A 19,309-nucleotide genomic window follows, 5' to 3' on the forward strand; every position below is an offset into this window, starting at 1 on the left:
AGCGTGTCCGCAGGTAGACCCGAGCACTTACCTCAAAACTTACCGAGCGCTTGGTCATGGTGTCTCCGATTTTGAGGACCGCTGCTGTAACATTCGGCCAAACACAATGCCCAGCTCAAATAGCAGCCACATGGGAAGTGCTAGCAGCGACTGTGAAATGACATCGGGTGGTGTTAGCAGCATGCCTGCCACGAAACATCCCACGATAATCCAGGGGCGCTTTTTGGCAAGTTTCTCAGGAGTGGTGGCCCCCGTCAGTATCAGAATGATGGCTGCGATTGGAATTTCAAACGCAATACCGAATGCAAAAAATAATTTAAGCACAAAATCCAGATAACGATTGATATCGGTCATTACGGTGATGTCGCTGGGGCCGACGCTGGTGAAAAAAGCGAATATAAGTGGGAAAACTACGAAGTAAGCGAAGGCTGCTCCGGCATAAAATAACAGGACGCTGGACGCCAACAAGGGAAAGGCAATGCGCTTTTCTTTGCGGTACATGCCCGGGGCCACGAACGCCCACACCTGAAATAATATGTAAGGAATAGCGGCAAATACCGCGACCACTAAAGTGAGCTTAAATGGGGTCAGGAAGGGTGACGCGACCTCGGTTGCGATCATGCTCGATCCTTCCGGAAGCAATTCCCTGAGCGGTTGAGAGACAAAGGTGTAGATTTCATTGGCAAAAGGGAACAAGCCGATAAACGCGACCAGAATGGCGAGCACCGCTCGCAGCAGGCGATCGCGTAGTTCTACCAGATGCGCCACAAGGGGTTGCATCGTATCGTTTTGAGGCTCGGTCTCAGTGGCGTCTGATAGCTTGCTCAAGGGTGGTTTACCCTAGATTCCAGCGGCTTTTTGTCAGTACTCTCTGCGTCTTCATTGGGGATGGTCTCAGCCTGCGCCTCTTGCTCCAGGGCAGCGATTTTCTCGGTCACAGGGGCGGTCACATCACGAATTTCGTGTTCGAGCTCGGAGGCACTGTCCTTGAGTTGTTTCAAGATTTCATCGTTGTGTAGCTCTCGCTGCACCTCAAGGCGAACGTCATCCACACTGCGGCGGAATTTTTTAACCCAGTGCAGCGTGGTCCGCACGGCGTCCAGAAATTGTTCTGGGCCAAAAACCAACAGCCCGACAATGCTGATTAAAAGCAGTTCGAAGAATCCAATATCAAACACTGAGATTGCTACCTAAATGTGCGGGTCTGATTAAGACGGGGTCGAATCCTTGGTGTCTACATCGGACTCTTGCCGCTCGTTAGCCACCGAATCCTTGCCGCCCTCATCTTTGACGCTACTTTTGAAGCCTTTAATGGCGCTTCCAAGATCACTACCAATATTTTTTAAGCGCGAGGTCCCAAACAACATGACGACGATCGCCAGTATGATCAGTAATTGCCAAATACTAATTCCACCAAGTCCCATAGTTGTACTCTCCATTTTTGCCTAACCGCGCGACGCGCGTGCGGTTTAGTTTTCAGCTCTTGTAGCTTTTTCCTCGATGCCCGAGGTGCCAATACGATTGCCCAGTGTATCGAGAACTTCGTCATACCGAAGGTCTAGGTGTGCCAGCATCACTAGAGAGTGAAACCAGAGGTCTGCTGTCTCAGCGATAACGGCCGATCGAGCAGCGTCTGTGCCGTCATAATCCTTGGCCGCAAGTACAGTTTCGGTGGCTTCTTCACCGACCTTTTCTAAAATTTTGTTGAGCCCTTTTGCATACAGACTTGCCACATACGAATTTTCGGCGCCGTCAGACTTTCGGGCTTCAAGCGTTTCTTGCAATGCTTCGAGTACGTCGCTCATGGGGTATCGCCCTCTGCCACCCAAGTATCGCCCGTATGACCATAAAAAAAGCAGCTATAACGCCCAGTGTGACAGGCTGCACCGGTTTGCTCGACTTTCAGTAGCAGGGTATCACCATCGCAATCTAGCTTAATATCAACTAAGCGCTGAATGTGACCTGAAGTTTCTCCCTTTCGCCACAGCGCGGCCCTAGATCGAGACCAATAAACGGCTCTCTTTTCCACCAGCGTGAGTCGTAAAGCTTCCTCATTCATCCAGGCCAGCATCAGCACCTCACCACTCTCAGCGTCTTGGGCCACAGCCGGGATAAGTCCTTGGGCATTCCAACGGGGTGTCATTGTGTCAATTTGTGATGTCATGTGTGCAGTATGCCAGACTGTGTCAGCGTTGCTTGGGAGAAAAAGCGGCGAGCACTATGAAGACTGCGCCCGCTATAAAGGCGAGGGGTTCTTCTGGAGAGCCGCTGCCGACGGCTATGAAACCCAGCCCCAGCAGCGTGAATGCCATCGTCCTGCCATTGAGGGTGATTTTTTTGGGCGGGTCTGGTGGGAGGTCCTGCAAATTTTTGATGATGAGATCAGGCAATCGGGGGAGCGTTTCCAGCCAAAAGGGGGCGTCCTGCTGCAAGCGCCGCAGCACGGTTTGAGGTGCGTAACGATCTGCCAGCCAGCGTTCCAGAAATGGCTTGGCGGTATCCCATAGGTTTAGATCGGGATAAAGCTGACGACCTAGTCCTTCAATATTAAGCAGGGTTTTTTGCAGCAGCACCAGCTGGGGTTGAACCGACATTTCAAATTGCCCTGCGGTACGAAAGAGGCTGATCAACATGTGCCCGAAAGAGATGTCTGCAAGGGGCCGCTCAAAGACGGGTTCACAGAGCGTGCGCATAGCCGATTCAAATTCAGCGATCGAGGTGTCTGGCGCCACCCAGCCGCACTCCACGTGGAGCTTTGCCACGAGTCTGTAATCTTGTTGGAAAATAGCCAGCAGGTTGCGTGCCAGGTAGTAAAGATCGTCTTCATCGAGCTGGCCTACGATGGCGCAGTCGATAGCCAAATACGAGGGGTTAAGCGGGTCTTTGGCATCGACGAAAATGTTGCCTGGATGCATGTCAGCGTGAAAAAAGCTGTCGCGAAAGACCTGAGTGAAAAAAATTTCTACGCCACGCTCCGCCAGAACCTTCATATCAACCCCCTGCTGCTTTAGGGCTTCTACGTCGGTGACAGGCAGGCCATAAATACGCTCACTGACCATGACCTTTTCAGCGGTGAGCGGCCAGTGTATCTCGGGTACATAGACCAAGTTGCTGCCGGAAAAGTTTCTGCGCAGCTGCGAGGCATTGCCGGCTTCACGGCGGAGATCGAGCTCGTTGAGTATGGTTCGCTCGTAGTCTGCAGCGACCTCGCGGGGCTTCAGTCTCCGCCCGTCCTTAAAAAATCGGTCTATTGCCCAGGCAAGGGCCTGAATGAGTTTGAGATCTTTGCGAATAAGCCCTTCTATTTCGGGACGCAAAACCTTAACAACGACTGCTTCCCCTGATGGCAGTGTTGCAGCGTGAACCTGAGCTACCGAAGCGGCGGCGAGTGGCGCGTGTTCGAAAGTGGCAAAATGTTCGTTGAGGGGTCCGCCCAGGGCAGCCTCGACACAAGAAATGGCGTCCTTTGAGGGAAAAGGCGGCACATTATCCTGCAACTGGGCGAGCTCATCGGCAATATCATCGGGTAGGAGATCCCGCCGTGTGGACAGTAACTGACCAAACTTGATAAAGATGGGGCCCAGTGTTTCCAGCGCCACCCGCAACCTTTGCCCCCGACTTTGGTCTGACGCAGCGCCCTTAGATTGAAAAACCAAGCGTCCTAATTTTGTCTGACGATGGACGGGTGCAAGCTCATACAGCCGCTGTTTTCTAATAATGCGCCAGACTGTCAGGACGCGCCCAATCATGAGGTTTGGGTGTCCAGCCGTTGCGCCAGTCGCTTTAAGCGCGATTCGAGGCGGTCCGCTTTTAAAACAAGGGCGTCAATCTCCTGATAAAAGTGTTCAAGCTCTGCAGCGGGTGGCGATAGTCTGCCTTCCTCGAGAATGAATTCAGATAGTTGCCGCCGCAAACTTTTACTGCTGCTTTGCCCCCAGCGGAAAATCTGTTTAAGCAGATTGGCCAGTTGGTGTCCCGCGACGTCACCAAGTGCCTCCACTAAGGGGGCCTCCCAATCTGGTTGCATGTTGGTGACTAACGTTTGCAGTGCGACAAGTGGTGCACTGTTGCCGATAATCTCTAGATCACTGTTGATCAATGTGACGGCTGGATCGTCAGCGGTTGTGAGCGCCAGAAAGTCACTTAGACCTCCTCTGACACGGACGCTGCACGGTTGCTCACAATAGGATGCCAGGTAGAGTCGCCCTTCGGATTCAACGACAGCAAAAATCTCCAGCGCAGGGGCCAAGCACTCAATGGCCAATACGGTCCCGCTGAGGCCGGCCAAGTCACGGGCGCTCGCGGGGTCTAGCTCAAGGGCACGATTTATTGCACCCTCTGCCGCCATTAAGACGGCGGTAATTACCGCCGGATCATGCTGAGTACTCACAGTTAAGCCTTAATGCCCCTGTGAACAGCGACAATGCCGCCGGTCATATTGTGGTACTCACAATTTACAAGACCTGCGTGTTCCATCATGTCTAATAGCGTGTCTTGGTCTGGGTGCTTCCGGATGGATTCTGCCAGATAGCGGTAGCTCTCAGAGTCATTAGCGATTAGCTGCCCCATCATCGGCAGTATCCGAAAAGAGTAGGTATCGTAAATTTTTTCAAGCATCGGATTGGTGGGTTTTGAAAACTCGAGCACCAGCAAGCGGCCGCCGGGCTTGAGTATTCTTTCCATCGATCGAAGCGCCCTGTCTTTATCTGTGACGTTGCGCAGTCCGAAAGCAATCGTGATGCAGTCCACTGAGGCATCAGGAAAAGGCAGCATTTGCGCGTCACACTGCACCATGTGCAGATTTCCAACGGCGCCCGAGTCCAGCAGACGGTCACGACCTACCTTTAGCATCGAGTCATTGATGTCTGCGAGGATAACCTTTCCATCATCACCAACCAGTCGAGAAAACTTCGCTGCCAAATCGCCGGTACCGCCCGCGATATCCAGTACGGTCTGCCCGGGACGAACGGCACTGAGTTCAATAGTAAAGCGTTTCCATAAGCGGTGAATGCCTGCGGACATGAGGTCGTTCATGAGGTCGTAACGACTCGCTACAGAATCAAAGACGCCGCGGACCAAGCTCTCTTTCTGGTTCTTGTCCACTGTCTCGAAGCCAAAGTCAGTGGTTTCGCCAGATGGGGTATTCGTTTTATCAGTCATAGTACGTTTCCGACGTGGCTCATTCGCTCGTGGCTTATTCGCTTATTGTAACCGAGGTGGGTTCCCGCTGCGTTAGGCGCCAATTGGGGTTGAGCTAGGGCTGAAAAGTCAGCACCTGCGTATCAGCGTCCCGGCCAAGTCCAGCGCTTTGAAGGCGATCGGTGTATTCGCGCCACAATTCGGGCTGTCTGCGGGTTAAATCATGCAAATAGCTCCAGCTGTACAGGCCGCTATCGTGGCCATCGTCGAAAACAAGCTGTATGGCGTAGTGCCCCACCGAATTAATGGCGGTAATTTGAACGTCTGATTTGCCCGTTTGCAGCACCTCTTGACCGGGCCCATGACCACGAACTTCGGCAGATGGAGAAAATACCCGAAGAAACTCTGCGCTCAACGAACCCGTTAAGCCATCGTTAAAACTTAGGTCTAAGGTTCGCTGATTGCGTGAGTAATGAATACGATCAACGCTGGGTTCAGGTTCGTCCGGTTTCATAGTATGAATCGCGAGAGGTCTTCGTCATTGGCCAACTCACCGAGCTGACTGTCGACGTAATCGCGATCAACGGTCACCTCAGACTCACCGACGCCGGCGTCAGATGCACTGAAGGAGATCTCCTCAAGTAATCGTTCCATGGCCGTCGCCAATCGGCGTGCGCCTATATTTTCGGCACGTTCATTAACTTGCCAGGCGATTTCAGCAATTCGCTCAACCCCCGCCTCGGTGAAATGAATGGTCACGCCTTCAGTGGCCAGTAAAGCTTGATATTGTGCGGTTAAGGCGGCTTTGGGCTCGGTCAAGATCCGACGGAAGTCGTCGGTTGTCAGCGCTTCCAGTTCGACTCGAATGGGTAGGCGACCCTGAAGCTCCGGAATCAAGTCTGCAGGTTTCGAGAGGTGAAAAGCACCCGAGGCGATGAAAAGGATGTGGTCAGTCTTTATTGTGCCGTGCTTGGTGGTGACCGAGCAGCCTTCGATAAGCGGCAATAGGTCACGTTGTACCCCTTCACGGGAGACATCGGCACCACCCATCTCACCGCGTTTTGCCACTTTATCGATTTCATCAATAAAAATAATGCCAGTTTGTTCAGCGGCTGATAGGGCTTGGGCTTTTAAATCGTCGGGGTCAATGAGTTTGCCCGCTTCTTCTTCCTCCAATAATTTGAGGGCCTCCTGAATCGGTGCTTTACGGGGTTTGCCACCTTTATTGAGGTTGGCAAACATGCCTTGGAGTTGTTGCGTCATTTCCTCCATACCGGGGGGGGCCATAATGTCCACGCTGCTTGTAGGATTTTTGACCTCAATCTCGACTTCTCGATCATCGAGATCGCCCTCACGGAGCTTTTTACGCAGTACTTGCCGGGTGCTTGCGTTACTGTCATCACGATCGGGTGGCAACAGTAGGTCTAATAAGCGCTCCTCAGCCGCATCCTTAGCTCGAGTACGAACTTTCACGAGGGCTTCCTCGCGCAGTAGGGTGATAGCAGTCTCTACGAGATCGCGAACCATGGACTCTACATCGCGCCCTACGTAACCCACCTCGGTGAATTTGGTGGCCTCTACTTTAACAAAGGGGGCATTGGCCAATTTCGCGAGTCGGCGTGCGATTTCTGTTTTACCCACACCAGTGGGGCCAATCATCAGAATATTTTTTGGCGTGATTTCGCTGCGCAGGTCAGGCTCCAGTTGCTGACGACGCCAGCGATTGCGCAGGGCAATAGCCACTGCGCGCTTGGCTTCCGCCTGACCGATAATGTGTTGGTCCAAAGCATGGACAATTTCACGGGGAGTCATATTGGACATGATTCAGGCTAAGGTCTCTATGGTTTGGTTGTGGTTGGTGAATACGCAGATGTCGCCGGCTATCGATAAGCTTTTTTTGACAATATCCTCAGCCGATAGCGCCGTATTTTCTATTAGGGCGTGAGCTGCTGCTTGGGCATAGGGCCCACCTGAGCCAATGGCAATGAGGCTATTTTCCGGCTCTATCACATCGCCGTTCCCGGTGATGATCAACGATGTGTCCGAGTCTGCCACGGCTAATAGCGCTTCAAGTCGACGCAGCGCTCGCTCTGAGCGCCATAGTTTAGCGAGTTCTACGGCGGCCCTCGTTAGCTGGCCCTGATATTTTTCGAGTTGCGCTTCAAAAAGTTCAAAGAGCGTAAATGCGTCGGCAGTGCCTCCAGCAAAACCGGCAATGACATTGTCGCGGTACAAACGTCTCACTTTTCTGGCGTTACCCTTCATGACGGTATTGCCCATGGAAACCTGACCGTCGCCGCCAATCGCTACCCGGCCGTCTCTGCGCACCGAAACAATGGTGGTCCCGTGGAATTGTTCCATGTGTTTTCTCCCCGCCTTTTAGGGCGAACGTGGTCTGCGTAGTAGCAATGTATCGATCGATTGCTGTGCGGTAACAGAGCGTGCTTGAGCCATTCTTGACCGACTCTCGAAAGGTCCAAGGTATACCCGAAACCAAGCGCCGTTATCGCCTTCAGTTTGATCAATGGTGGGTTCCAGTCCAAGTAGGACCAATTCACCACGACGTCGGTCAGCATCTTTCCGAGCTCTAAAAGAGCCAGCTTGCAACACATAAAGATCACTTTGTCCGCCACCGTCGAGATCGGGCGGCTCAACATCTGAGGTCAAATCGAGCGTTTGCGAGGGCAGCACTGTGTAAAAGTCAAATCGAGGTTGCGGGTCGTCTTCAGGCGCACTTTGAAACTCTTCAACAACTTCAGTGGCGGACGTCGTATTTTGGTTCGTCAACCAGGCGAAGCCCACAACGCCGAACAAAAGTCCCGCGGTTATCCCGACCCCAAATCCTTGAATGTGAGCCAGCGTCAGTGAGGGTGGACCACCGGTTGCAGGGGACTTTCGAGCGTTAGCCGCGGGCTTTCGACTTGCTGCTCGGGCCCCGGAGCCTTTGGTTGCCGGTTTCCTGGTTGCGGTTTTTTTGCGCGGTTGTGTCGCCAAGGTTACATACTCTCTGGGGCTGAAACACCGAGCAAGTCTAGCCCGTTTGCAATGACTTGACGCGTTGCCTCTGCAAGGCTGATTCGTGCGAGGGACTGACTCTTGTGATCCTTGTCGACCATTTTGTGGACGTTATATAAACCGTGAAACGTGGCGGCGACTTCACGCAGATAATTTGCGATGTCGTGGGGCTCAAGGCGCTGTGCAGCGTTGGCAACCACATCGGGAAACTTAGCTAAAAGCAGCGCTAGGGCAAGCTCTTCAGGGGCGGTGAGGTTGCCCAGGTGGTCAAGCCCTGCTTCCGGTGTCCAGTCGGCGCCTTCGGAGAGAGCTTTGCGTTTTACGCTGCAGACTCTGGCGTGGGCATATTGAATGTAAAACACTGGATTTTCATTGGATTGTGCAAGAGCAAGGTCAATATCAAAGGTCAGCTGCGATGAGGCTGATCGGGCGGCTAGAAAAAAGCGCGTTGCGTCTTTGCCCACCCATTCAATGAGATCTCGCAAGGTCACGTAGCTGCCTGCCCGCTTGGATAGCTTGACCTCGGCGCCGTCACGCATGACGGTCACCATTTGGTGCAGTACGTATTCGGGCCAACCCTCGGGAATGTTTTTGGCTAAACCCTGGAGTCCGGCTCTAACCCTCGTGATAGTGCTGTGATGATCAGCGCCTTGTTCGTTAATTACCCGCTCAAAGCCGCGCTGCCACTTGTTAAGGTGATAGGCTACGTCGGGCACAAAGTAGGTATATTCCCCGTCTTTTTTGCGCATGACTCTGTCTTTGTCGTCGCCAAAGTCACTGGTTTTCAGCCAAAGTGCACCACCCTCTTCGTAGGTATGTCCGGCACTCTGTAGCGCGGTTACCGCGTCTGCGACTTCGCCACTCTCGTAGAGCGCGCTTTCCAAAAAGTATTCATCGAAACGAACCCCAAAAGCCTTCAGATCGAGGTCCTGCTCTCGACGTAACCATGCAACAGCAAAGTCACGAATGGCTTCCAAGTCATTGATGTCACCCAGTGCCGTGATGGTGCGATCGGCTGCTGCAACGGTGATTTTATTTTGGTAGGCCTCAGCCAAGTCGGTAATGTAAGTGCCGCGATAGCCGTCTTCAGGCCAGTCGGCGTCCTCGGGGGTGAGACCTTGGGCTCGCGCTTGTACTGATCGCGCTAAATTGACGATCTGCTGTCCGGCGTCGTTGTAATAAAATTCACGGTGTACAGACCAGCCACTGGCAACCAGCAGTCTGGCAAGTGAGTCGCCGATAGCGGCACCGCGGCCGTGACCGACATGCAATGGTCCTGTGGGATTCGCAGAAACAAACTCAATTTGAGCCCGGCGCCCGGCGCCCTGATTGCTGCTTCCAAATTTGGGTCCGTTTGTCAGGATAGAGCGGATAACCTCGACATGACTGGCTTGGTTTATAAAGAAGTTTATAAAGCCGGGGCCCGCGATCTCTGTTTTAGCGATGAGGTCATTAGCAGGCAGTGCGTCGATAATCACTGCTGCGAGTTCTCTGGGTGCCATGCCGGCCTTTTTTGCGAGCACCATGGCTAGATTAGTGGCGAGGTCGCCATGACTGGCGTCTCTGGTGTGATCAATCTGGGGGACAAGATCCAGTACCTCTGGCACCTGCTCTTTGGCTACCAACGTTTTAATAGCCTGATCCAGAAGCGAAGTAAGCGCTTCCTTCATAATCATTACTCCACGGTTTTTGCGCGTCTGACACGCTGGGACGGGCGGAATTATCCCCGAGCTGGCACTGTTTTGACAGAGGCTAGAGTTTTTTGGGTCTGGCCAGTGATCATAAGGGTTCAGAGGGGTCTATATCGACAAACCAACGCAAGCCCTTGGGCAGGCGGTGTTCGGAGGCTAGCGCCACCAGATTTTTCACACTGGCATGTACTTTGGATCGTTGCGTTCCTGCGATGACGATATGGCTTCGATAAAGTCCGGCACGCCGCGCCATCGGTGCTGATAGTGGGCCCACAAGGCGAATAGAGGGGTCGGTTGTCGTAGCTTCATAAGCGTTCATGATGGCGGTGAGGAACGCTGATCCTGCGTCTTGATCCGCACTGTCACAACGTAAAGCCGCGAGCGCACCCTTCGGGGGGAGGCCCTGCGCCTCCCTCGATGACAACAGCTGCGCTGACAAAGTGCGCCAGGGTTGTTCTAGGACGGCTTTAATGATTGGGTGTTCAGGGTGGCGAGTTTGAATTAATACCTCTCCTGGACGCTGGGCACGGCCTGCTCGGCCTCCCACCTGAGTAAGTAGCTGCGCTAAGCGCTCCTCGCCGCGGAAATCAGGACTCATTAGCAGTGAGTCGGCGTCTAGGACACCCACACAAGTGACCTTGGGGAAATGGTGGCCCTTGGCCAGCAGTTGTGTGCCCAACATAATGCAGGCGTTCGCGTTCTCGACCGTTTGAGCAAATGTGGCCATAGCATGTCGCCCAGACATGCTGTCACTGTCTACGCGGTGTACAGGTACACTTGGGAAGCGCTTACGCAGCGCCTGTTCGGTTTGTTCGGTTCCTACGCCACTGGCTACCAGCCGGTGTCCGTTACAGTGTGGGCAGCGTTTGGGCAGTGGGTTTTTCTGGCCGCAATGATGGCATTGCACCCTGGGTGGCTTTTTATGCAGTGTTTGTCGTGAGTCGCAATTCTGACACTCGGCGGTCCACCCGCAGTCGTGACACAGTAACGAAGGGGCAAAACCTCTACGGTTTAAAAAGAGTAACACCTGCTCGCCCCGAGAGAGTACCTCCACCATCTCGTCCTCTAGCTGGGGCGAAAGACCTGCGCGAAGTGCCAAGCCACGAATATCAACGAGGCGTTTGCTGGGGGGGTGGGCACCTGCGGCACGTTGTGTGAGGCGGTGCCAGTGGTAACGCCCATTGCTGGCGTTCGCCATAGATTCCAGACTGGGAGTGGCCGACCCCAGAACAATGGGGCAATCACTAAGTTGAGCTCGCTTGACCGCGACATCTCGAGCGGAATAGCGAAGGCCGTCTTGCTGACTCAGCGATATGTCGTGCTCTTCATCAACAATGATTAAACCCGGCGTTAACAACGGCGCGAATACCGCAGAGCGCGTCCCAATAACGATTGCAGCTTGCCCAGTTCTTGCGGCCTGCCAATTACGATCTCTTTCAGCGTTACCAAGGCCTGAGTGCAGCGTCACGATAGGAGCATCAAAGCGCTCTTCAAAGCGTTGAACTAACTGTGGGGTCAGGCCAATTTCCGGAATGATGACAAGGGTTTGCTTTTGCAAGGCGAGGGCGGCGGCAATAGTCTGCAAGTAAACCTCTGTTTTACCGCTGCCGGTGACTCCCTCTAATAGGTGGCAGCCAAATGTATTGAGAGAGGTCGTAATAGCAGCAATGGCCTGGCGTTGTTCGTCGTTGGCATTGAGTGGGCTTTTAGAGGCCCAAGCTTTGTTGTCATCCACTGCCACCGGTTCGATCAGCGCTCTGGATATTAGTGCTCGCAGGTTTTCCGACTTAAATCCTGCCAGGCGCAGCTGGGTCCGAGTTTTGGGTCCATGACGTAATGCAGCAATGAGGGCCTGCTGGCGAGGTGCTCGACTGAGTGCCGTATCCGCCAGACCCTCACCGCGAAGCGTGAGGTTAAAGCCATCCTCTCGTGTGCTTGCCGGGGGTTCGCCGCGCCGTTCTCGAGGTGAAAGCCCCAATATCAATGTTTCACCCGGTGGGTGCTGGTAATAATCAGCTGTCCAGTTCAGCAGCTCCAGTACATCGGGGCTAATCAGTGCGGTTTCATCCAAATAAACCTTGGCGTACTTCAGTTTTTCGGGGTTGATAGCGGTGGATCCCAGAATTTCGGCCACAATGCCGACCAGCTGTCTCGAGCCTAGGGGTACAAGGACGCGGCTGCCGAGTAGCGGCAGTGCATCAATACCCTCAGCTGGGAGGTAGTCTAGGTATCCCCGCACAGGAATGGGTACAGCGCACCGCAACAGGATTTGGGTGTTGTTTGGTTCCTGTGGCAAGTTGTGTCCTCAATGTTGAATTGTTGGTATCCCCATTGCTACTGGGGCCTTGATAAACCGTTGGTTTCTGGTAACCTTCGTCCTCTTTTTTTATGGCACCTCCATCTGGGGGATGCAAAGGATCCGTTCATGAAAGCCGACACTCATCCGCGTTACGAGGAAATCACTGCTCGCTGTAGCTGTGGCAACGAAATTAAGACGCGCTCTACCGTCTGCGATGACATTTTGTTGGATGTCTGCAGCCAATGCCATCCCTTCTTTACTGGGAAGCAGAAAATCTTGGATACTGGCGGTCGAGTAGATCGTTTTAACAAGCGCTTCGCAGGCAGAAGCCTGAAGAAATAGGTCCCCAAGGGGAAGCAAGCGCCGGCCAAGCCGGCGTTTTTTTTGTCTCAAATGCCGCATTGCCGCATTTTGGAGCTGAAGGTCGACGTATATGTCAAAGCAACTTCTGAAAGATGCCCTCGATTACCATGCGCTGCCAATACCCGGCAAAATTAGCGTCGAGCTGACCAAGCCTGCGGATACCATGCGCCATTTAGCCATGGCTTACTCTCCGGGGGTTGCTGAACCCTGTAGTCAAATCGCCCTCGACCCGCAGATGGCCTACCGTTACACGGGCAAGGGCAACAGCGTCGCGGTCATCTCTAATGGCAGTGCGGTCTTGGGCCTGGGGAATTTGGGGGCTTTAGCCAGTAAGCCAGTGATGGAAGGCAAGGCACTGCTCTTTAAGCGCTTTGCTAACATCAATGCCATCGATGTTTTGGTCGATACGCAGGACGTTGATACTTTCGTCAACACGGTAAGTGCCATTGCTTGTACTTACGGCGGCATTAATCTGGAAGATATCAAAGCACCTGAGTGTTTTGAAATTGAGCGTCGGCTGCAAGCCTTGTGCGATATTCCGATTTTTCATGATGATCAGCACGGTACCGCCATCGTTACTGCGGCGGCTTTGGTGAATGCTCTGGAAATTCAGAAAAAGACCCTAGATAACGTCAATGTCGTTTGCTTGGGAGCGGGTGCTGCGGCGGTTGCCTGCATGAAGCTTTTGTTGGAAATGGGCGCTGATCCCAGTCGCATGCTTATGTTGGATCGTCAGGGTGTCATACACTCTGGACGAGAGAATCTCAACGAGCAAAAAGCGCTGTTTGCTGTCGATACGGATAAACGGACCCTAGATGAGGCGATGCAAGATTGCGACGTCTTTGTCGGGCTTTCGGGCTCTGACTTGGTTTCACAGGAAATGGTAAAATCAATGGCGCCCCGTCCTGTCATCTTTGCGTGCTCTAACCCTGATCCCGAAATAAAGCGTGAACTTGCTATGGCAACACGCAATGATATTGTCATGGCAACAGGTCGGTCTGACCTGCCGAATCAGGTCAACAATGTGCTGGGATTTCCCTTTATTTTTAGGGGCGCTTTGGACGTCAGGGCCTCGACCATCAACGAAGCGATGAAAATTGCTACGGTTAATGCCCTGGCTAAATTAGCGAGAGAGCCAGTGCCAGAATCTGTCTTAGATGCTTACAGCCTGATCGATTTGGAATATGGCCCGAATTACATTTTGCCAAAGCCCATGGATCCTAGGTTGATGCCTATCATTGCGCCAGCGGTAGCACGCGCAGCTCAGGCTTCAGGTGTTGCTCGCTGTGACATAGATGATGATTACGAAGAGCAACTTTGGGGTGGGGTTGGCTTCGGGGCGGATCGCAACTGGCGTTGATTGACCGAATTTAAAATAATCCATCCAGTTCATCGGTGCCTACAGGAGCGTCGCCGTCGGATTTTTGAGCAGGAAGGAACTCTTCAAAAAAGTATTCATAAGCACTGCCCTCAGGAGTACCCGTCACCCGGCGTCCAGTTTTACGGTCTATTCTCAGTCGTACCACGCCACTAGGCATGTCCGGAAGCGACTGCTCCTTTGGTAGGACTTCGCGCATAAAGTCTATCCATATAGGCAGTGCTGCGGTACCACCAAATTCACGCTTGCCAAGCAGGCTGTAGTCGTCAAAGCCAACCCAAGATGTGGTGACTAAGTCGGGATTAAAGCCTGAAAACCACGCATCTCGTGGTCCATTAGTTGTACCGGTCTTTCCGGCGATATCGTTGCGCTCTAAAACGCGCGCCCGCCTACCCGTGCCGCGCTTGATAACGTCTCGCAGCATTGATGACATCAGGTAGCTGGCTCGTGGATCCATGACCTGTGGTGCTTTCCTAATATCCTCGGCGACTGGCTGTAGAATATCTTCCATGCGAAGGGCCTCCTCTTTTTCGGGAGATTCTTCGCCGCAGATAGAGCAAACAACCCATGGATCTGCACGATAAATGACTTTGCCTGTCGCATCCTCTATGCGCGCTATTAAGTAGGGCTCAACCCGGAAACCACCGTTGGCGACAATGGCGTAGCCCGCGGCAATGTCTAGTGGTGTATAGGCATGGGTGCCCAACGCAAGGGTCAGATTTCTGGCCATCCCCTCTGTGTCAAATCCTAGGTTTTCAACGTAATCAATAAATCGATTGAGGCCTAATCGTTGAAGAACTCGAATGGAAACTAGGTTGCGGGAGTAGGTCAGGGCGTTGCGGAGTCGCGTCGGGCCATAAAATCGACCGCTGTCATTTTCCGGTCGCCATATTTCATCGCTTGATAAATTATCCAATACGATGGGTGCGTCGTTTATCAGAGTGGCAGGGGTGATGCCGTGCTCTAGCGCTGCGGCGTACAAAAAGGCTTTGAAGTTTGAGCCTGGTTGGCGACGCGCTTGCGTTGCTCTGTTGAATTTTGAGAGTTCAAACCCCATCCCTCCGACCAACGCGCGAATGGCGCCGTCATTTGGGTTTAAAGCAACCAGTGCCGCCTGTGCACGAGGTATCTGTGCGAGGCTTGAGATCTGCTTTTCTGAATCAAACTCAATGCGTATAAGATCGCCGACAGCGAGCAAATCTTCGATGGAGCTTGGCGCAGGGCTCGTCAGATTTTCGGTTCGATAACGCCGTATGCTGTCGAGGTCGCCCTGCCAGCTAAGACGATGCCGGTCCCCCGATTTACTGAGAATCGTAGCGCCGGTAGCGTCGATCGTTGTAACGATGGCGGGGGTAAGGTCGACAATAATGGGCATCTCATCAAGTGCCTGCTGCCACCTTTCCTCTAATTCGAGCTGACTTTCTCCCTCTAAAGGCGGTAACTGGCGTTCAGGCCCTCGCCAGCCATGGCGTTTATCGTAAGTTCGAAGACCGTTGACCAACGCCTGTCGTGCGGCAAGCTGAGCTTTGCCATCGACCGTAGTGTAGACGACATAGCCGTCGTTGTAGGCGCCATTGCCAAAGCGGTCAAGCATCTCCTTGCGCACAATTTCTGCAACATAGTCTGCTTCCACTTCGACACGTAGGCCGCTGTAGGCCGCCACCACGGGCTCGCTGCGACTGGCGTCGCGGGTGTTCTCGTCAATCATCTCCAGTGAGGCCATACGCCCTAAAATCCAGTCTCGTCGTATTTTGGCTCTTTCCGGGTTGCTTAACGGATTGTTTCTGGACGGCGCTTTGGGAATGCCTGCCAACATCGCATGCTGGTGCAAAGATAGTTCAGATAGTGGCTTGCCGTAGTAGGTTTGAGCTGCTGCCTCGAAACCATAAGATCGATGCCCTAGAAATATTCGATTGACATAAAGTTCGAAGATTTCTGCTTTTGTTAAGACGCGCTCTACCTCAAGTGCCAAGAGAATTTCATTGAATTTGCGAAGAAAAGTTTGCTCTAGAGAGAGTGCATAGTTCCTCGCAACCTGCATGGTCAGCGTGCTACCCCCAGAACGCTTTTGTCCGGTGGCAATGAGTTCCGAGACGGCCCTGGCCAGTCCCAGCACGTCAACCCCGCCATGTTCAAAAAACTGATCGTCCTCGGCAGCGAGCAGGGCATTGATAAAACCCTTAGGAATTTGCTCAAATTGAAGAGGGGTCCTTTTTTGTTCGCCAAACTGCCCAATTAGCTGGCCATCACTGCTCATGACCTTCATGGGAGTTTGCAACTTAACGTCGCGTAATGTGTCTGCGTCAGGTAAGTTAGGGCTCAAATATAGGTACAGGCCTGCCAGCCACCAAAGGGCAGCGCAGCCTGCGATAATAAAACTGGCTATCAATGTTCGGGTTAAAACCAAGAACTGAATGCTCCGAAAAAAACGGCAATGAAAAATCAGTGATTGAGGGTGTGTACTTTGTCAGGTGGGGGCGCAAATTACTGCGTCAAAGTGGCCTTTTTACAGGCTTGAAGTGCACTAAAAAGAAGTAGTATACCCACCATGTTCATATTAGCGTCGTTTATCTTGTGACGGACTAGGCGGCGCATAAGCAAAGCGGGATGAGATATAGAGAGTGCTAGGGATTTTTGGAAAGCGAAAACCGTCTCAGATGTTGGGCATTGATATCAGCTCAACAACCATAAAGCTGATTGAGCTGAGTCGATCGGGGGATCGATTTCGCGTTGAAGCGTTTGCAGTTGCCTCTCTCCCACAAGATTCCGTCGTGGAAAAAAACATTAACAATACGGAGGCTGTTGCTGATTCATTGCGGAGCCTCTACGCTCGGGCGAGATCAAAAAATAAGCTGGTTTGCGCTGCAGTGGCTGGTTCTTCGGTGATTACTAAGTCTCTCCCCATGCCTCTGGGCTTGAGCGACGATGATATGGAGACGCAGCTGACTCTAGAGGCCGATCAATATATTCCATACCCGCTCGACGAAGTCGCCATCGACTTTGAGGTTCAGGAACTGTCTGCAGGCCGCTCTGATCAGGTCGACGTTTTGTTAGCGGCCTGCCGGCGCGAAACGATTGATGCTCGAGTAGAAGCCATGGAGCTCGCCGAGCTAACCCCTAAAGTGATGGATGTAGAGGCCTATGCCATGGAGCGGGCCTATGGATTGATCAAAGTTCAGTGGCAAATCGAAGAGTCGGCCACCGTCGCGGTTGTGGATATTGGCGCAACCATGACAACGCTGTCGGTGTTACACAAAGGCGAGACGGTTTACACCCGGGAACAGCTGTTTGGCGGAAAACAGCTGACTGACGAAATAATGCGCCGATATGGATTGCCGCTTGAGGAAGCGGGGCTCGCCAAGAAACAGGGCGGCTTACCGGACGATTACGAGATTGATGTACTCGAACCTTTTCGTGAGGCGGTGGTGCAACAGGTAGGGAGGTCACTGCAGTTCTTTTTTTCTTCCAGCGATTTCAACAGTGTTGATTGCGTCATCCTCGCTGGAGGTGTGGCGGCAATGGACGGATTAGAACCGTTAGTCGCCAGCCGTTTGGGATGCCGCACCATTACCGCAAATCCGTTCGCTGATATGAGTATTTCACCTCGCGTCAATGCTGTGGCACTGAATTCTGATGCGCCTGCAATGATGATTGCTTGTGGTTTGGCTCTGCGGAGTTTTGACTGATGGCGACTATCAATCTACTTCCTTGGCGCGAGGAGCTTCGAGCAGAACGCAAGAAAGAGTTTTTGGGGGCCTTAGCACTGATGGTGTTGGTAGCGGTCCTTGTTCTCTTTGTGACTGACTTGGTGTTCGATAGTAAAATCAGTTTTCAGGAACGGCGCAATGCCTATGTCCGACAAAGTATTGCAGAATTGGATGAGGAGGTCGCTGAGATACGCGATCTGCGCAGTAGACGCACTGAATTGCTAGAACGTATGCGGATCATCCAAGATCTACAGGGTAATCGACCCATTATCGTCAGAATAATGGATCAATTGGTGCGGACGGTTCCCGACGGGCTCTTTTACACCAGCCTTGTTTCAGGCGATGGTAAAATCGAAATCGAAGGGGTGGCTGAATCCAATAATCGTGTCTCCAGTTTAATGCGTCGATTGGAGGCGTCAGATTGGCTGCAGAGCCCAAATTTAGACGGTGTAACAGCCGCGCCCGCGTACGGAGGTCAGGCTACCACCTTTAAGCTCACCGTCAGTGTGCAGCTCCCTGAGCAGGAAGAGGAATTGTAGCGGTGGCTATCGAGGACACTCTCAAATCTTTGCGCGACTTCGACTTTTCAGACCTCGATTTTGATAACTTGGGGAGCTGGCCAACCCCGGTAAAAATCCTAGCAGCGTTAATGCTACTGATGGCTTCCTTAGTTGTCGGATATTACTACCACGTTGGGGGTCTTCAGGAAAAACTGAACAATGAACGCGGCAACGAGGCAGAGCTGAGGCGTGATTTTGAGCGTTTATCCTTCGAGGCCGCCAACCTTGAGGCATACAAACGTCAGATGCTTGAAATGGAAGAAAGTTTTGGGGCTCTTGTTAGCCAGCTGCCTAGCGATACAGAGGTTCCAGGTTTGTTAGAGGACATTACTAACAAAGGTGAGCAGAATGGGCTTGCGATCAGTAAGATTGATCTGCTACCGGAGGTGCCACGGGAATTTTACATAGAGTTGCCTATCAGCATCATAGCCGTTGGGTCTTACCACGACCTCGGGGCATTTATCTCGGGAATGGCGGGCTTGCCACGCATTGTGACTTTACATGACTTTAACATTGAGTCATCCGGCGCCAACACAAGCCAGCTGCAAATGAACATTGTTGCCAAAACGTACCGCTACAGAGATGGGTTGGCAGATGAGTTGTAGACAGTACTCATCGCTGGGTCGTTTTATGGCTACGGTCATTATGGCCGCCACTTTACTGGGTTGTGTTGACAATGACATGAGTGATCTCGATGCGTTTATGGCGGAGAAGCGGGCTCGCCCTGGGGGCGTCATTGAGCCTATACCGACGTTCACTGCATACGAAGCTTTTGCTTACGCGGCAACAGGGCAGCGGGCGCCCTTTGACCGGCCTGTTGAGGTTCGACAGATTGCGCGTTTGAGTGCGCGCTCCACAATCATGCCTGATTTTGATAGGCCCAGAGAATTTTTGGAGCAATTCACTTTGGACTCTCTGCAGATGGTCGGGCGCCTTGAGCGTGGTGGCACTTATTGGTCGCTAATGCGTGACCCTCAAGGGGGAATTCATCGAGTCAGTCCCGGCAACTTTTTGGGTCGGGATCACGGTAGAATAACGGAGATGGGCGAGACATTTATCGCAGTGATAGAAATCGTCACCGATGGCACGGCCGAAGGATGGGTCGAACGTCCCCGGGTAATAGAGCTTACGGGATCATGAGTTTTACGTGCTGTTAA

21 protein-coding genes are annotated in these 19,309 nt (G+C 52.7%); 6 read left to right on the plus strand and 15 right to left on the minus strand.

Translation table 11 applies throughout. The features are described from left to right. Positions 1-54: 54 nt before the first annotated feature. From tatC to ACMAY6_RS00865, 14 genes are all read right to left on the minus strand, one after another. Positions 55-780, minus strand: a complete 726-nt coding sequence (gene tatC / locus ACMAY6_RS00800) for a twin-arginine translocase subunit TatC (RefSeq protein ID WP_435216077.1) — start codon at positions 778-780, stop codon at positions 55-57. 44 nt (positions 781-824) lie between these two features. After that, positions 825-1,178, minus strand: a complete 354-nt coding sequence (gene tatB, locus ACMAY6_RS00805; RefSeq protein ID WP_435213606.1) for a Sec-independent protein translocase protein TatB — start codon at positions 1,176-1,178, stop codon at positions 825-827. 30 nt (positions 1,179-1,208) lie between these two features. Then, a complete protein-coding gene (locus ACMAY6_RS00810) occupies positions 1,209-1,424 on the minus strand; it encodes a Sec-independent protein translocase subunit TatA (RefSeq protein WP_435213608.1) in 216 nt (71 codons plus the stop codon). 45 nt (positions 1,425-1,469) lie between these two features. After that, positions 1,470-1,805 (minus strand): phosphoribosyl-ATP diphosphatase, encoded by a 336-nt coding sequence (locus tag ACMAY6_RS00815; protein WP_435213610.1) that lies wholly within the window; start codon positions 1,803-1,805, stop codon positions 1,470-1,472. Next, on the minus strand, positions 1,802-2,164 hold the full coding sequence (gene hisI, locus ACMAY6_RS00820) for a phosphoribosyl-AMP cyclohydrolase (RefSeq protein ID WP_435213611.1): 363 nt from the start codon (positions 2,162-2,164) through the stop codon (positions 1,802-1,804). Before hisI ends, ACMAY6_RS00815 begins: the two co-directional genes overlap by 4 nt. Positions 2,165-2,186: 22 nt before the next feature. Continuing rightward, entirely contained in the window at positions 2,187-3,749 is a 1,563-nt protein-coding gene (ubiB, locus tag ACMAY6_RS00825; RefSeq protein WP_435213613.1) for a ubiquinone biosynthesis regulatory protein kinase UbiB, read from the minus strand. After that, complete coding sequence (locus tag ACMAY6_RS00830) at positions 3,746-4,390, minus strand: ubiquinone biosynthesis accessory factor UbiJ (RefSeq protein ID WP_435213614.1); 645 nt, start codon at positions 4,388-4,390, stop codon at positions 3,746-3,748. The genes ubiB and ACMAY6_RS00830 overlap by 4 nt, the downstream gene beginning before the upstream one ends. A 2-nt stretch (positions 4,391-4,392) precedes the next feature. Further along, positions 4,393-5,160 carry a bifunctional demethylmenaquinone methyltransferase/2-methoxy-6-polyprenyl-1,4-benzoquinol methylase UbiE gene (gene ubiE / locus ACMAY6_RS00835; protein ID WP_435213616.1) on the minus strand — a complete coding sequence of 256 codons (768 nt, stop codon included), beginning with the start codon at positions 5,158-5,160 and terminating at the stop codon, positions 4,393-4,395. Between the two features lie 94 nt (positions 5,161-5,254). Beyond that, a complete protein-coding gene (locus ACMAY6_RS00840) occupies positions 5,255-5,653 on the minus strand; it encodes a gamma-butyrobetaine hydroxylase-like domain-containing protein (RefSeq protein ID WP_435213618.1) in 399 nt (132 codons plus the stop codon). Continuing rightward, positions 5,650-6,960 carry an ATP-dependent protease ATPase subunit HslU gene (hslU, locus tag ACMAY6_RS00845; protein ID WP_435213619.1) on the minus strand — a complete coding sequence of 437 codons (1,311 nt, stop codon included), beginning with the start codon at positions 6,958-6,960 and terminating at the stop codon, positions 5,650-5,652. The genes ACMAY6_RS00840 and hslU overlap by 4 nt, the downstream gene beginning before the upstream one ends. 3 nt (positions 6,961-6,963) lie before the next feature. Beyond that, positions 6,964-7,500 carry an ATP-dependent protease subunit HslV gene (hslV, locus tag ACMAY6_RS00850; protein ID WP_435213621.1) on the minus strand — a complete coding sequence of 179 codons (537 nt, stop codon included), beginning with the start codon at positions 7,498-7,500 and terminating at the stop codon, positions 6,964-6,966. An 18-nt stretch (positions 7,501-7,518) separates the two neighbouring features. Beyond that, positions 7,519-8,133 (minus strand): SPOR domain-containing protein, encoded by a 615-nt coding sequence (locus ACMAY6_RS00855; RefSeq protein WP_435213623.1) that lies wholly within the window; start codon positions 8,131-8,133, stop codon positions 7,519-7,521. A gap of 2 nt (positions 8,134-8,135) precedes the next feature. Further along, a complete protein-coding gene (argS, locus tag ACMAY6_RS00860) occupies positions 8,136-9,824 on the minus strand; it encodes an arginine--tRNA ligase (protein ID WP_435213624.1) in 1,689 nt (562 codons plus the stop codon). A 109-nt stretch (positions 9,825-9,933) separates the two neighbouring features. Continuing rightward, a complete protein-coding gene (locus ACMAY6_RS00865; protein ID WP_435213625.1) occupies positions 9,934-12,141 on the minus strand; it encodes a primosomal protein N' in 2,208 nt (735 codons plus the stop codon). Positions 12,142-12,270: 129 nt separating this feature from the next. Here ACMAY6_RS00865 and rpmE point away from each other — a divergent pair, with 129 nt between their 5' ends. Continuing rightward, positions 12,271-12,486: a 50S ribosomal protein L31 gene (gene rpmE / locus ACMAY6_RS00870; protein WP_435213627.1), complete on the plus strand. Its 216-nt coding sequence runs from the start codon at positions 12,271-12,273 to the stop codon at positions 12,484-12,486. Between the two features lie 91 nt (positions 12,487-12,577). After that, positions 12,578-13,867 carry a malic enzyme-like NAD(P)-binding protein gene (locus ACMAY6_RS00875; protein ID WP_435213628.1) on the plus strand — a complete coding sequence of 430 codons (1,290 nt, stop codon included), beginning with the start codon at positions 12,578-12,580 and terminating at the stop codon, positions 13,865-13,867. A gap of 10 nt (positions 13,868-13,877) precedes the next feature. On the opposite strand, the gene ACMAY6_RS00880 is transcribed toward ACMAY6_RS00875, so the two are convergent. Beyond that, the gene (locus tag ACMAY6_RS00880) at positions 13,878-16,292 is read right to left on the minus strand and encodes a penicillin-binding protein 1A (RefSeq protein WP_435213629.1); all 2,415 of its coding nucleotides are present in this window, start codon (positions 16,290-16,292) and stop codon (positions 13,878-13,880) included. A 250-nt stretch (positions 16,293-16,542) separates the two neighbouring features. Between ACMAY6_RS00880 and ACMAY6_RS00885 the strand changes: the two genes are divergently transcribed. The 4 genes from ACMAY6_RS00885 to ACMAY6_RS00900 are packed head-to-tail and all read left to right on the plus strand — an operon-like array spanning position 16,543 to position 19,292. Continuing rightward, positions 16,543-17,571, plus strand: coding sequence for a pilus assembly protein PilM (locus tag ACMAY6_RS00885; RefSeq protein WP_435216078.1), 1,029 nt, complete (start codon positions 16,543-16,545; stop codon positions 17,569-17,571). Further along, positions 17,571-18,131: a PilN domain-containing protein gene (locus tag ACMAY6_RS00890; RefSeq protein WP_435213631.1), complete on the plus strand. Its 561-nt coding sequence runs from the start codon at positions 17,571-17,573 to the stop codon at positions 18,129-18,131. The genes ACMAY6_RS00885 and ACMAY6_RS00890 overlap by 1 nt, the downstream gene beginning before the upstream one ends. 2 nt (positions 18,132-18,133) lie before the next feature. Beyond that, complete coding sequence (locus tag ACMAY6_RS00895) at positions 18,134-18,757, plus strand: type 4a pilus biogenesis protein PilO (RefSeq protein ID WP_435213632.1); 624 nt, start codon at positions 18,134-18,136, stop codon at positions 18,755-18,757. Continuing rightward, a complete protein-coding gene (locus ACMAY6_RS00900; RefSeq protein WP_435213634.1) occupies positions 18,747-19,292 on the plus strand; it encodes a pilus assembly protein PilP in 546 nt (181 codons plus the stop codon). Before ACMAY6_RS00895 ends, ACMAY6_RS00900 begins: the two co-directional genes overlap by 11 nt. Positions 19,293-19,309: the final 17 nt, after the last annotated feature.

The organism is Luminiphilus sp. nBUS_16, assembly GCF_051201645.1.
Lineage (GTDB): Bacteria > Pseudomonadota > Gammaproteobacteria > Pseudomonadales > Halieaceae > Luminiphilus.